The organism is Nocardiopsis alkaliphila YIM 80379 (assembly GCF_000341005.1).
GTDB lineage: Bacteria > Actinomycetota > Actinomycetes > Streptosporangiales > Streptosporangiaceae > Nocardiopsis > Nocardiopsis alkaliphila.
Genome location: NZ_ANBD01000057.1, coordinates 1 through 13,757, shown reverse-complemented (window position 1 = coordinate 13,757; position 13,757 = coordinate 1). Strand labels below are relative to the sequence as shown.

The following is a 13,757-nucleotide window of genomic DNA, read 5'->3' as shown; positions in this document are numbered from 1 at the left end:
TGTGGAACAGGGAGATCATCACCCCTGGTGTCCCGCGCCACAATGCCTCTTGCCTGGAAAAACACCGCTTCGAGACCTTGTCGAGTTCTCGATCGGGAAAGCTTGTCCGGCCGACCATCACCGACACTTTCCCTTTGTCGGACCGGACATACGATAGGTCTGATCATGGGATCACCCTCAGATGTTCCATCTGAGGGACCAAGCCGCACGAGATCAGGAGAATAGGGAACGCAACCGTTCCTCCACCCCACCCAGGTGACTCTCCAGGGCGCGCTTGGCCGCCTCCGGATCACGGTTCTCGACCGCTCGAACGATCTCCCGGTGCTGCTCGTCGCTGTCGACGTGACCGCCCCCGTTCGGCGGTACCGCCTCCATGACCCGGTTGACGCGCATCCGAGCGTCGGTAAGAGCGGCGGCCATCTGAGGCGACCCGGTCAGCCGGGCCAACGTGATGTGCAGGACGGTGTCACAACGACGGTAGTCCCCAGGGTTCGCTGTCTCGGCGTCCGTCAACCTCCGCTCCAGCAAGCGGAGCTGCTCTGGCCCTAGTCCGACCTCGGCGAGACGGATGACCACACCCGTCTCCAGACAGCGCCGGAAGGTCAGCAGACCTTCCAGGTCCGTGCCGGTGGAGATCAGGTCACGGCGCACGTCCAAGGGGGTGGGCCTGGGCGGGGGCTGGGCGACGAACGTCCCACCGCGCCGCCCTCGCCGGGACTCGACGTACCCCCACTGGTTCAGGTGGCCGATGGCCTCCCTCAGAGTGAGCCGGCTGATGTTCAACCTGACGGCCAGATCGCGTTCGGCGGGGAAGCGGTCACCCGTGGGGACCACACCGAGCCTGATCGCGCACAGTAGGCGCTCCACCGTCACATCCAAGGTGTTACCGGTACGGATCGGGCGGAATACGATTTCGGCCGCGGGATCGCTGGGGGGAACCACACGGCCAGCTTAGGTCGTGTTCGATGTGCTCGCCTGGAAAAAGCCGATCCGTTCTCGTTCTCCGACTCGGGTCGAACCCGCCACTTCCCAGGGTCCACACCCTGGCACCGAGGGTGGTGGGGGTGGGGCCGGCGGACTACCGTGGCGGTATGGACGCACAGCCCACCGCCATCCGCGCTCGCGACATCGGACCGTCGGGGATATGCCCTCGAGGGGAGCACGACTGGCAGCCCTCCTCACCCGGCTCGGCCCGCCACCTGTGCACCAAGTGCAATTCCATGATGATGCGCAACTACGAACCCGAGCCCTCCTCGGACTGACGGGTTCCCGGACCACGTTCTCCGAGGACCGCTCCGGAACCTCCACGGGCGTCGCCCCATGCCGACGCTCGCGTTTGGCCTTTTCGGCTGGCACTTCATTCCCTTTTTCAACATGGCGAAAACACGCCTCCATTTCGCCAGATCTCGTTAAGGCATACGTTGTCCACAGCCTGTGGACGACTATCGACACCACCGAAGGCAGAACCTAGCCTGATATCAAGTGCCCGTTGTCGGCCCCGTCCACCCGCAACGGGAAACCCGAGCCTGCCCGGAGAGTGATCCCCTGCTCGCCGGGCCCACAGTTACGCAAGGCAGGGAAACGGTGCCATGGACCGGTGCCCCGGCCCTCCAAGGGCCACGGATCGCGTAGGCGGTGGACGGACACCGCGCCTGCCTCCTCCACGCCTGGAGAAGGCCCTCCCATCGACATGGCGCAGCGCGCCCCTCCTCCCCTGCCATGGGTTCGTTCCGTGACCGTCCGAGAGCCGCGGTCGAACGGTCGGCCCAGGTCCCTGTCCGAGCCTCCTCGCCCAGTGCCACACGAGAAAGCTGGTGGACCGATGACGACCGGCCGCCCCCGGAAAAGGGACGACTCCCTGCTTCCGGCGATCGGCGGAGTGCCCCCCTCCGACCCCCACTTCACCGGCCGGGAAGACATCCTGGAACAGATCCACGACGCCTTCGGCCAGGACGGATCCCACTTCCTCATCGGCGGTGGCAGCGGTGTCGGCAAGAGCCGCATCGCCATCGAGTACGCGCACCGCTACGCCGCGCACTACGACCTGATCTGGTGGATCCCCTCCTCCACCCACATCGACGCCCACCGCGCCTACCTCAGGCTGGCCGAACACCTAGGACTGCCGGTCGCCTACGAACACGTCCCACGGGCCGTGCAGACCGTGCGCGACGCGCTCGCCGGTGACCGTCCCGTCGGCCGCTGGCTCCTGCTCTTCGACGACGTCACGAACGTGGAGGCACTCGCCGCCGACTACTTCCCCACCGGCGGTCACGGGAACGTCCTCGTCACCTCACGCGACCATCACAGGACCGTCCGGTCCCTGCCGGACGGCCGGTTCGACGCACAGGTGGTCCCCCGGCTCACCAACGCGGAGAGTCTGGCCCTGTTACGCCAGGTCTGTCCCGCCCGACTAGAGCACCCACGCGACGGCGAACGCCTCGCCGAACTACTGGAATACCTCCCTTTGGCCCTCAACCAGGTCGGTGCGTTCCTGCGAGAATCCACCGTGTCCACCAGCGGATTCCTGGACCTGTTCGAGGAGCGCTACAACAAGCTGCTCTGGCACACGGGCCCCGATGACCACACCATCCCGCTACGCGTCGCCTGGGGCCTCCAGGCCGAGGCCCTGTCCGAGAACTCGGACGACGAGATCGAACACATGGCCCTGGAACTGATCCGGATCTGCGCCTTCCTCGCACCACAACCCCTCGACCGCACCCTCTTCGCACGCCCGCGAGGCATGGAGATCCCCGGCGGGCCCGTACTGCTCGGTGACCACGTGCGGCTCGGCCGGGTGCTCGACTTCATGAACCGCCACCACCTCGCCTACTTCGACCACGAGCGGAACACCTTCCAGCTCCACGAGTTGTTCCAGTCCGTGGTCCGCGACTCGCTCCACCTGGCCGACCGGGTCCGTTACCGGGACCTGGCCCAACTGCTCCTGGCCCAGAACGATCCCTGCGCTCCCACCGACCCCGGGCACCGAACCACCTACTTACAGCTGTACGCGCACGTGAAGGACTCCAAGGCGTGGATCAACCGGGAGCCCCGGGTGCGCGGCCTGGTTCTCAACGTGGTCGACCTCCTCACCGAGGTGGGCAGCTACTCCGACGCCACCGACCTGGTCGACCAAGCCGTCAACGCCTGGCCCGATGATCTGGTGCGGCACCTGCACGCCCGATTGCGACGCAACAAGATCCGCCGCATCCACGGCGAGTACGTGACGGCCTTGGAGGAGGCGGAACGGATCCACGCCGAACAGGTGGAGCGGGAGGGGTACGACAACGACGAGGCACTGGAAGCACAACGGGCGGTGGCCATCTCCCTCAGTGGCCTGGCCCGTTTCGAAAGGGCCGGGCAGCTCTTTCGGCAGATCCTGGACCAGCGACGCAGCCGGCACACCGAGGCCCATCCGCGCACCCTGGAGGCCGCGCACGACTACGGCCAGGCCCTGCAGGAACAAGGCAGGTTCGAGGAGGCCCTGGCCATCGACCAGCGAACCCTCCAAGGGCGGCGCCTCGTACTGGGTCCCGACGACGTGCACACCCTGCGCAGCGGTCTTTCGGTCGGTCTCAACCTGATCCTGCTCGGCCGTCTGGAGGAGGCCCGGGAGCAGGTCGAGGAGTGCATGGAGCGCTTCGACAACGCCCTCGAACCGGACAGCGTCCACGCCATCCAAGGGCGGATGTTGCTTTCGGTGGTCTACCGCAGGCTCGGCAGAACCGATCTCGCGATGGAGGAATCCCGGCAGGCCCTGACGCTGTACCGACGTAAGCATCCCCCGGCCGGACGTCTGCTGCTGTACTGCCGGATGTTCCACATGGTGACGATGGCCGGCACGGGTTCCGTGAACGACCTGAAGGAAGCGGTCCAGGAGGCCGAACGACTACTGCGTCCCTTGGACGAGCGCTACCCGAACGAACACCCCTTCCCCGCCACCGCCCGACTCAGCACGGCCATCGTGCTCCGCACGGTGAGGCGGTACACCGAGGCCCTCGAACTCGATCAGGAGGGGTGGGCACGGATGTTGCACATCTACGGCGCGGGTTCCTTCAATTGCCTTCCCGCCGCGTTGAACGTGGCCACCGACCTCTTTCACCTGGGACGTCTATCGGAGGCACTGCAATTGGAGGCCCTGACGGAGGCGGACTGCCGTCACCAGCTGCCCGCCGACCATCCGATTCTGCTGACCGCACGCCGGAACCACTTGGTGAGCCGGCACGCCGTGGGTGAGAACGTGACCGAGGAATGGGAGAAACTACGCGAGACCTTCGTCGAACGGTTCGGCGCCGATCACCCCGGAACGATCTCCATGTCCTCGTTCACTCGGCAGGACTGCGACGTGTTCCCCGTCGCTCCCCTGTAGCGGAGACCTCAGAAAGATCCTTTGGACACCGCGAGAAAGGTCATCCATTCACGGTTCTCGAACCTGAGACGGGCGTCGTCCGGATGCACCGAGTCACGGACGAAGGATTCACCCGTGGTGAGATTGAGAACCTCGCAGCAGGTACCGATGTCATAGGAGTAGTGCGACTTGCGCCACCGGCCGAAGAAGGACTGAGAATCCCCCGCGCGCGTTTCAAGCATGTGCCAGCCCTGTTTCTTGGTCCTCGTTGAAATAAGTGGTTTCCCACCCGTGGCGACCGGGCAACACCAAAGTGTAAACAGCGATGACCGGACCGCACGAACACACCCGTGAACGTGTTGCGCGTACCGTCGCACACGCGCGCCACCAGCGGGAAACGCTAGAACGCTAGCGCACGGAACGCCTGAACAGAAGCATGACGCATCGCATTTGAAGATCGATTTCGATGCACCTTCTCATCGGATGACCGAAGAATCATCAGCTCAACAGACTTATGTCATTCTTTGTGCCGCTTTGTCGGCATCTTTGAAATATGAGTTCTTTGCCGAACCCAACGGGGACGACCTCTTCCTCTTCTCCACCTCACCCGACTCTCAGGTGCGACCACCATCGACCGGGACCGACACGGGCCCGGACATGGAAACGGTCCGGGGCGCGCGCCCACCCCGGACCGTGGAGGGAGAGGGTTCTCCCGGGAAGAGGATCTAGTCCCAGTCCAGGCCGCCACCCGTCTGGTACTCGATCACTCGAGTCTCGAAGAAGTTCTTCTCCTTCTGTAGGTCCATCATCTCCGACATCCACGGGAACGGGTTCTCCGTCTCACCGAAGATCGGGGCCAGACCGATCTGCTCGGCGCGGCGGTCGGTGATGAAGTGCATGTACTTCTCGCACAGTTCCGCGTTGAGCCCCAAGACCCCACGCGGCATGGTCTCGCGACCGTAGGCGACCTCCAGCTCGCAGGCCTCGATCAGCATCTGCCGGATCTCCGCCTGGAACTCCTCGCTCCACAGATGCGGGTTCTCGATCTTGATCTGGTTGATCACGTCGATACCGAAGTTCAAGTGGATCGACTCGTCACGCAGGATGTACTGGTACTGCTCCGCGATACCCACCATCTTGTTGCGACGTCCCAGCGACAGGATCTGTGCGAAGCCGGTGTAGAACCACATGCCCTCGAAGATCACGTAGAACGCGACCAGGTCGCGCAGGAAGGCCTGGTCCGCCTCCGGGGTACCGGTACGGAAGTCCGGGTTCTCCAGGTTCTGGGTGTACTTGAGCGCCCAGGCGTCCTTGGCCGTGATGGAGGGCACCTCGCGATACATGTTGAAGAGTTCGCCCTCGTCCAGGCCCAGGCTCTCGCAGATGTACTGGAAGGTGTGGGTGTGCACGGCCTCCTCGAACGCCTGGCGCAACAGGTACTGGCGGCACTCCGGGTTGGTGAGCTGTCGGTACACGGCCAGGACGATGTTGTTGGCGACCAGGGACTCCGCGGTGGCGAAGAAGCCGAGGTTGCGCTTGAGCATGAGGCGCTCGTCCTCGGTCAGACCGTCCTTGGACTTCCACAACGCGATGTCGGCCTGCATGGCGACCTCGGTGGGCATCCAGTGGTTGTTGCAACCGGAGAGGTACTTCTCCCACGCCCAGGTGTACTTCAGGGGCAGCAGTTGGTTCACGTCGGCGCGGGCGTTGATCATCGCCTTGTCATCGACGTTCACGCGCTCGGCGTTGCTCTGGATCTCGCCGAGGCCGGTGGCGGGGGCGTTGCTGTCGGAAACCGCGGTCATACTCGGTACTTCTTCCGTTCTCCGGTCAGGCCGGGTCGTCGTCTGGAGGTGCGAAGGGGAGGGGCGTCCGCGGTCGTCGCGGACGCCCAAAGGTCCCTTGTTACTGGCAGGCCTCGCACTCGGGGTCCTCGATGCTGCACGCCTGACCATCGACGATCTCGAATTCGTCCTCGGGCGTCGCCGGCTCGGTCACCGGGACCGGGGTGGGCGAAGGGCTCGGTGAGGGGGCCGGGGTCGCCGACACGGCGTTCAGTCGGCCGTCGGTGCCCTTCAAGGTGCTCTTCTCCACGTGCGTGGCGCTCTGCGAGCGCAGGTAGTACGTGGTCTTGAGCCCGGAGCGCCAGGCCCGGCGGTACAGGGCGTCCAGCTTCCTACCGCTGGGAGCGGCCATGTACAGGTTCAGCGACTGGGCCTGGTCGATCCACTTCTGGCGGCGCGAACCGGCGTCCACCAACCAGGACGGGTCGATCTCGAAGGCGGTGGCGTACAGGGCCTTGAGGTCGTCCGGAACCCGATCGATCTCACCGAGGCTGCCGTCGTGCATCTTCAGCGCGGAGACCATCTCCTCATCCCACAGGCCGCGCTCCTTGAGGTCGCGGACCAGGTAGTCGTTGACGACGGTGAAGTCGCCGGACATGTTCGACTTGACGAACAGGTTCCGGTAGACCGGCTCGATCGACTGGCTCACACCCGTGATGTTGGCGATGGTCGCGGTGGGCGCGATCGCCATGACGTTGGAGTTGCGCATCCCGGTGCCCTTGACGCGTTCACGCAGGGAGTCCCAGTCCAGGGTCTGGCCACGGTCCATCTTCAGCCCACCGTCGCGGGCCTCGTCGAGCAGGCGCAGGGAGTCGATCGGCAGGATGCCACGGCTCCACAGCGAACCATCGAAGCTCTCGTAGGAGCCGCGCTCGGCGGCCAACTCCATGGAGGCCTCGATGGCGTGGTAACTGATCAGCTCCATGCTCTCGTCGGCGAAGTTCACCGCGCCCTCGGAGGCGAAGGGGGTGCGCAGCTTGAACAGCGCGTCCTGGAAGCCCATCAGACCCAGACCCACGGGGCGGTGGCGCATGTTCGCGGTGCGCGCCTCGGGGATCGTGTAGAAGTTCACGTCGATGACGTTGTCGAGCATGCGCACGGCCGTGCGGACGGTACGGCGCAGACGCTCGACGTCGATGCCGTCGGGGCCCACGTGCTGGGCCAGGTTGACCGAGCCCAGGTTGCAGACGGCCACCTCGTCCTTGCTGGTGTTCAGCGTGATCTCGGTGCACAGGTTGGAGGAGTGCACCACGCCGACGTGCTGCTGGGGCGAACGCAGGTTGGACGGGTCCTTGAAGGTGATCCAAGGGTGCCCGGTCTCGAACAGCATGGTGAGCATGCGGCGCCACAGATCCACGGCCGGCAGCTTCTTGTAGACCTTGACGCGCCCGGCCTCGGCCTCGGCCTCGTACCTGGTGTAGGCCTCGGCGAACTCACGCCCGTACTTGTCGTGCAGGTCGGGGACCTCGTCCGGGGAGAACAGGGTCCAGGTGCCCTGCTCCTCCACACGCTGCATGAACAGGTCCGGAACCCAGTTCGCGGTGTTCATGTCGTGCGTACGGCGACGCTCGTCGCCGGTGTTCTTGCGCAGGTCGAGGAATTCCTCGATGTCGATGTGCCAGGTCTCCAGGTAGGCGCAGACCGCGCCCTTGCGCTTTCCTCCGTTGTGCACGAGACCCGCAGCGGTCATGTACGTCTCGTCCGTCTCCACCTTGAGGTCGAAGACGGTGGGAACCACCTCGGTGGAGACCACTTCACGCACACGAGTGAACACCTTGCCCTGGTGCTCGATCCAGTTCCTCTTGGTCAGAGGACGGCAACCCACGAGTTCGGCGATGCCCTCCACAGCGGGCACCCTGATGTCGAAGGCCTTGGCCGTGCCGTTGAACGGGATCTCACTCCCGTCCGAGCGTCGTCCGGTGTGCTCCTGCTCTCGCTCACGGTACTGTCCGGCGGCGGGGACCCCCAGCCGCAACAGCTGGTAGCGGACACCCATGGCCAGGGAACGCGAGGTACTGGTGAAGTAGATCTCCACCCCCCGGGAGACCCCGCCCTCGGTCTCCAGCAGCCCTTGGAGGAGAGCCCGGGTCTGAGCGTGCGGCAGGTGGCTGAATCGGCGGGAGATCCGCTTGGACCCTTCCCCGTCGTAAAGGTCCTCGGAGGTGATCGGAAGAGTCGCTTCACCCGCGCCCGTGGTTCGACCGGATGTCTGGTCACGCCGCATACCACGGCCCGAGGCCCAGTGGATCTGGAGATAGGTTTCACCACGTCCGGTCTCCCAGTAGTGGATGCCGCGTGTTTCCAGGTAATCCCGGACGAAGTCCAGGTGGGTGTCGAGCTCGGGATCGCCCGAGACCCCCCACTGTGCTCCGTCCTTGGAGAGGTGCCCATCACCGAGCAGGATGCCGTAGAGACGGGCGTCTTCTTCGGTGAACCCCTTGACCGGGACGATCTCGGTGGGGACGACCTGGGCGACGTAGTCACCAGCGGTCAGCCGTCCGGCCTCGACCCACTCGGCCCGGACCTTGTCGTCCTCCAACCACTTCAACGTCCGACTGTTGGACTGGCCCAGCGGGACCCCTTGGATGGCGTAGAAGGGGTGTCCTGCGGTGACCTTCAGGTTCTCGATGGAGTGCTTGATGTCGATTTCGACCATCGGGTCGCTCTGGTCGTACATCATGACGTCGGTGACTTCACGGTAAGCACCGCTGTGGCCCAGGACGAGGTCGCCGATCGCCACCTCGGAGATGGGCTTGCAGCCTTCGGCCGTGTAGATCGGTGTGTCGGGGGCGAAGCACTGGTTGACCGCGACGGCGGTGTCGTTGGCGATCTTCAGGAACGGGACGACGCCCTGGCTCTTGCCGTTGGTGCCCTTGATGTGCGAGCCCAGGCCACGGACCGGGGTCCAGTCGTTGCCCAGGCCGCCCGAGTACTTCGACAGCATCGCGTTGTTGCTGATGCCGTGGAAGATGTCCTGTAGGTCGTCGCCGACGGTGGTGAGGAAGCAGGAGGACAGCTGGGCCCGCACCGTACCGGCGTTGAACAGAGTGGGCGTGGAGGCCATGAAGTCGAACGAGCTCAGCAGCTCGTAGAACTCGATGGCACGGGCCTCGCGGTCGTCCTCGTTGAGGGCCAACCCCATCGCGACACGCATGAAGAACGCCTGCGGCAACTCGTAGCGAACCTCGTCGCTGTGCAGGAAGTAGCGATCGTAGAGGGTCTGGACGCCGAGGAAGGTGAACTGTTCGTCCCGCTCGGGACGCAGGGCCTTGCCCAGGCGCTCCAGATCGAATTCGGCCAGGGCGGGGTCGAGCTGTCCGAGGTCGATGCCACGGGCCACGTAGGCGGCCAGATAGGTGGCGTAGCGCTCGCTCATGTCGGACTGGCCGGCGGTCTCGTGGGCACCACCGATGAAGCTCAGGGCCTCGGTACGGAGCTTGTCCAGGAGCAGGCGAGCGGCCACGTACGAGTAGTTCGGGTCGACCTCGACGAAGCTGCGGGCGGCCATGATGAGGGCGAGCTCGACCTCGGCGTCGGCGATGCCGGGGTAGAAGCCCCGTCGCGCCTCGTTCAGGACCTTCTCCGCCGAAACACCGGTGAGCCGCGCACAGGCCTCGGTTACCACGTGCTCGATCCGGTCGATGGCGGCGCGGGGGCCACCCTCGTTGCTCGGCTCTGGCCGAACGGATGCGGGCACGGCCTCGACGTCAAGGGTCATACAGCGGCTCCAACCTCGATAGAAGGGTCCCGACGGGGGTACGGGGCAAAGGTCGGCGAGAACACGCGGCTCGCATCGACCGATCGCCGCACCGGGTGCGCACGGTCTGTCGATGGGTCGCGGTGGCTCTCCCTCGAAGCCCCGTCGTCGTACGCACCGAGTGCGTGCCGGTGGCAGGTCTTCGGACTCGTGGGCGGCCTACTACGCCGTCGCTTCCCAGGACCTTCGGGGGCTCCCAGTGCGTTGCACGGCTTTCGATCCCACTTACCGCTGCGGGGCAGTCCCGGGCTCGCACCGGGTTCCCTCTCGCCTCACCGGAGTCCGCGGACCTCGGTGAACCACCAGCGGGAGAGATACTACATCTAGGGGATGGCGCGTGGGTACATCACAAGATGATGGCGTGTCGCCGTTTTCTCGGTTTCTTCGACGATCGTCGAACATGCGCTCCGGGCATGGTATGACAGACCCCACGAACCCTGGTGGGAGGGCACTTCCGCCGGGCCGGAACGGTGTCCGAAGGGCGATCTGACACAGGCTAGGACGTCCGTTGAAGGGGACATTCACGACCCGCGTGGAGAGAGCCGCCACGGCACCGAGGCGCGGTGAGGGATCGGCTCATGGCCGGGCCGGTCGCGATCGGGGGTCAACGCCATCCGTCGCCCATCTCACCCCTGGTCGAGGAGAAGGTCCAGGTCGTCCTCGGCCCGTCCGAGGTCGGAGCGGACACGGAACCGGATCCGCAACAGTTCGAGGAACAGGTCACGCTCGTGAGGGCCCAGGGTTCGGCCCACGTGGCGGCGTGCTCCGTTCGTGGCCCAACGCTCGGCGCCCTCCAGATCGCCGTGGGCGTACAACACCTCGGCGACGTGGATGTGGGTGGCGAGCCCGGCCGGTTCGCCCGCCTCCAAGCGTTCGAGATGGGCCTCGGCCTGCCGACGTTCGTCCAACTGGAGCAGGGCACCCGCGCTGAGGGCGTGCGCGTCGACCACGGTGGGGCCTCCGTCGTCTATCGCCCGCTGGTAGGCGGCGCGGGCACGCTCGAACTCTTGGGCGATCTCCCACTGTTCTCCGGCTCGCACGAACAGTTCCGCACGGGTGACCTCACTTCCGGCGTCGACCCGGTTGGCCAGGTCCAACAGTCGGGCGGCGATCCGACCGTGTTCACCGGAATGGACGGCATGGAATTCCAGCCGGTCCAGCTCCGCCGTCGTCACGTGGGTCAACCGCATCGCCCCATCCCTACTCGCCTTCCCCACGCACAGGTCAGGTTCTGGCGCGCTCCAACGCCTGCCAGAATCCCTGGCGCAGTCCGTCACGGACCTCGTCGCGTAAAAGGTGGTCGATCGGAAGCGAGGAACCTTGGAGCAGGCGGGCCTCCAGGTCGGAGGGCATCCTGGGCCTGCGGGCGAGGACTGCCTCCACCCACAGGGCCGGCGCCTCACGTGCGATCGACTCCGCGAAGTCGTTTCCTTCCTTGTGCGCGACACGCACCGCCTCGTCAACGGTAGGCGTGGTGGGCCCCCTCTGGTGGGCATATCCAGGACTGGGCACGGATTCCTGGTAACCGCCGGGGCCGAATCGGTTGTCGTACTCGGGACCAGTAGGCCGCCGTTCCCCGGGTCGGGGTGTGGCGCCACCGCGATGGGCGGTGTCAGTTTCCGTACTGGTCCCATAGGTAGGGTTTGTGTCCGCCCCACCTCCGAAGCCTTGTTCGTCCCTCGGGCCCCGGGCGAATCTGGGGTCGGGGCCCGGTATGTCTCTGTGTGGTGACCCTTGGCGCGGGTCGGCCGCGAAGGAGGCCTGTGGTCCGGTGCCGCTGTTGAAAGCGGCTTGCGGCCCGGTTCCGTTGAACGAGGGCTGCGGCCCGGTACCACCGTTGAAGGGTCTGTGGGGGCCCGGCCCGTTGAAGGTCGGTGGGGCACCGGCCGGGGGCCGCCCCTGAGCGGGGCCGGGTCTGGTCGGCAGGCCGTACTCCCTCTGATCGACTCCGCGCATCGAGGCGTGGCCACCGGATTCGGAGGTGTAACCGTGCTGACCGTGGGCGCCGGGGTAGGTCCCCTCACCGTTGACCGGTTGGCCCCCGGAGGGAAACCCGTTGGCGTCGATCGTTCCAGGCGGGGTGTTCTCAGCCCCCGGACCCGCCAGGTGGTCACCGCGTTGCTGGGCGAGCGTACGCCGCATCGCGCGCAGTTGGTCCATGGCGCTGCCCTGGGGCGCCGACTGGGCGCCCGTGCCGGCGAACATCGCCTCCAGTTCACCGGTGGAAGTCGCGACCGGCTCGCCGTGTCCACCGTTCGAGGGCGCCGCGGCGGGCCGACGGGGGTTCGGCTGTTCAGGGACGGCGGAAGGTTGACCGCCGGCGAAGGGAGTCGTCGTCTTGGCCGCGTTCTCTTGGACGGCATCGGCACTGGAGAGGAGATTGACGTGCGGACGCAGGTGACCCGCACCGATTTCGATGAGATCGTCACATTCTCGACGCAGCGCACGGGAGATGGTCCAGTTTCCTTCGACCGAAACGTGCACGACGGTGACGCGCACTCCCATGTCCTGAACGTCGGCGACCACGGGAGCCATGTCCTCGTCCCCGCTGACCAGAACGGCATCACACAGAACACCGGTACGGGCGAGGGTGGTGAGGTCACGCTGGACGTAGCTCTCCACGCCCTCACGCCTGCCCGGTCTGATCCGAGCGGCTCTGAACTTGACGCCGGGGATGTCGGCGATACCGTCCTGTTCCTGGGTCCTCCGGTCGTCCGCGACCGCCTCGTACCAGTAGCAGCGCAGCAGCGGCAGACCGGTACGGTCCCGCGCGACCTCGTTGAGGAACTGGACGAGACCGGAGTAGTCCCAGGCCACGGAGTCCCGATTTCGGGTTCCGTGCACGGCCATCGCGCCGTCCGCGAGAAGGTATCCCGCGTCGACGAACAACGCGCAGCGGTCCACGTGACACCGCCCCCTTCCCTGTCGATCTCTGAGGCCATATCCATGGCCGGGGCACAGCCTAGCCAAGTCTGTCTTGTTTTGCGCTCCACCCTCGAATACTCAGGGATATGGGATCGCTACGCAGGGCTGAACTTTCGGGATTATTCGCGGTGTTACGGACACCTTTAGCGCGCCGAAAATCCCGCCCGATAACGGATGTCACGTATGCGCGAAGGTTGGAGGGCGAGGACCCACCAAAACGGTCTCCTGCTCGAACGCGGTTCGGGATAGCCCACTCCGACCCGCCGCCACGGAGCGAAGCAGAGCATTCTCGAACCTCATCGGGACGCCGACCACCCTCTCGCCCAGGAATTGGGCGCCCTATCCCGGTTCTTGTGCCTTCCACTCATCCTCCGTGACCGAGTGCCCGTACCCGTCGTCGGCGGGAGAAGGTTCGTTGGTCTCCTCTTCGAACGCGGGCGCCCCGCTCCGCGGTTCCCGGTCCGATTCTCCGCTCTCAAGAGCGTCGGCGAGCCCGGGAACTTCGTTGTGGAATCCCCCTTCTTCACCTTCGGCGCTCCCTTCTCCCCCAGAAGAACCACCGAGCCCACCGTGCTCGTCATCCACATCGATCCCAAACGTGGTGGGCTCCGTGGAGCCTCGGAGCGGGTCCGGGCCTTCGGGCTCCGGTGCCGGCGCCCGTACCGGTGGGTCCGATGGGGGTTCCTCGGACGTGTCACCCGAACCCTGGTTCCACCACCATGGCTTGGGGCACCTCGGCTTCTTCGGCTCGGTACAAGGCCGAAGATGAGCGGCGACGGTCCCCGTGCGCGCCTGGTCGGGGACGAGGATCACGATCCCCACGCCACCCGGAAGAAGGACGTGAATCCCCTCGACACATTCGGATTCGGGTTCCGTTTCCGGCTCG

The 13,757-nt window shown here is 65.7% G+C and carries 8 protein-coding genes and 1 riboswitch; of the genes, 2 read left to right on the top strand and 6 right to left on the bottom strand.

Going from position 1 to position 13,757, the window contains the following annotated elements; translation table 11 throughout:
* Nucleotides 1-213 precede the first annotated feature (213 nt).
* Complete coding sequence (locus tag D472_RS0109395; protein ID WP_017604227.1) at nt 214-942, bottom strand: FadR/GntR family transcriptional regulator; 729 nt, start codon at nt 940-942, stop codon at nt 214-216.
* 149 nt (nt 943-1,091) lie between these two features.
* On the opposite strand from D472_RS0109395, the gene D472_RS28610 reads away from it, so the two are divergent.
* Complete coding sequence (locus D472_RS28610) at nt 1,092-1,262, top strand: hypothetical protein (RefSeq protein WP_193373446.1); 171 nt, start codon at nt 1,092-1,094, stop codon at nt 1,260-1,262.
* 560 nt (nt 1,263-1,822) lie between these two features.
* On the top strand, nt 1,823-4,366 hold the full coding sequence (gene fxsT, locus D472_RS0109385) for an FxSxx-COOH system tetratricopeptide repeat protein (protein WP_017604225.1): 2,544 nt from the start codon (nt 1,823-1,825) through the stop codon (nt 4,364-4,366).
* 8 nt (nt 4,367-4,374) lie between these two features.
* On the opposite strand, the gene D472_RS0109380 is transcribed toward fxsT, so the two are convergent.
* From D472_RS0109380 to D472_RS0109360, 5 genes are all read right to left on the bottom strand, one after another.
* Nucleotides 4,375-4,587 carry a DUF397 domain-containing protein gene (locus D472_RS0109380; RefSeq protein ID WP_017604224.1) on the bottom strand — a complete coding sequence of 71 codons (213 nt, stop codon included), beginning with the start codon at nt 4,585-4,587 and terminating at the stop codon, nt 4,375-4,377.
* A 483-nt stretch (nt 4,588-5,070) separates the two neighbouring features.
* The gene (locus D472_RS25155) at nt 5,071-6,300 is read right to left on the bottom strand and encodes a ribonucleotide-diphosphate reductase subunit beta (RefSeq protein ID WP_275040595.1); all 1,230 of its coding nucleotides are present in this window, start codon (nt 6,298-6,300) and stop codon (nt 5,071-5,073) included.
* On the bottom strand, nt 6,251-9,907 hold the full coding sequence (locus D472_RS0109370) for a ribonucleoside-diphosphate reductase subunit alpha (RefSeq protein ID WP_017604222.1): 3,657 nt from the start codon (nt 9,905-9,907) through the stop codon (nt 6,251-6,253). The genes D472_RS25155 and D472_RS0109370 overlap by 50 nt, the downstream gene beginning before the upstream one ends.
* Nucleotides 9,908-10,062: 155 nt before the next feature.
* Nucleotides 10,063-10,265, bottom strand: a riboswitch (cobalamin riboswitch).
* Nucleotides 10,266-10,572: 307 nt separating this feature from the next.
* On the bottom strand, nt 10,573-11,136 hold the full coding sequence (locus tag D472_RS0109365; RefSeq protein ID WP_017604221.1) for a hypothetical protein: 564 nt from the start codon (nt 11,134-11,136) through the stop codon (nt 10,573-10,575).
* A gap of 34 nt (nt 11,137-11,170) precedes the next feature.
* The gene (locus tag D472_RS0109360) at nt 11,171-12,850 is read right to left on the bottom strand and encodes an NYN domain-containing protein (RefSeq protein ID WP_026117527.1); all 1,680 of its coding nucleotides are present in this window, start codon (nt 12,848-12,850) and stop codon (nt 11,171-11,173) included.
* Between the last annotated feature and the right edge of the window lie 907 nt (nt 12,851-13,757).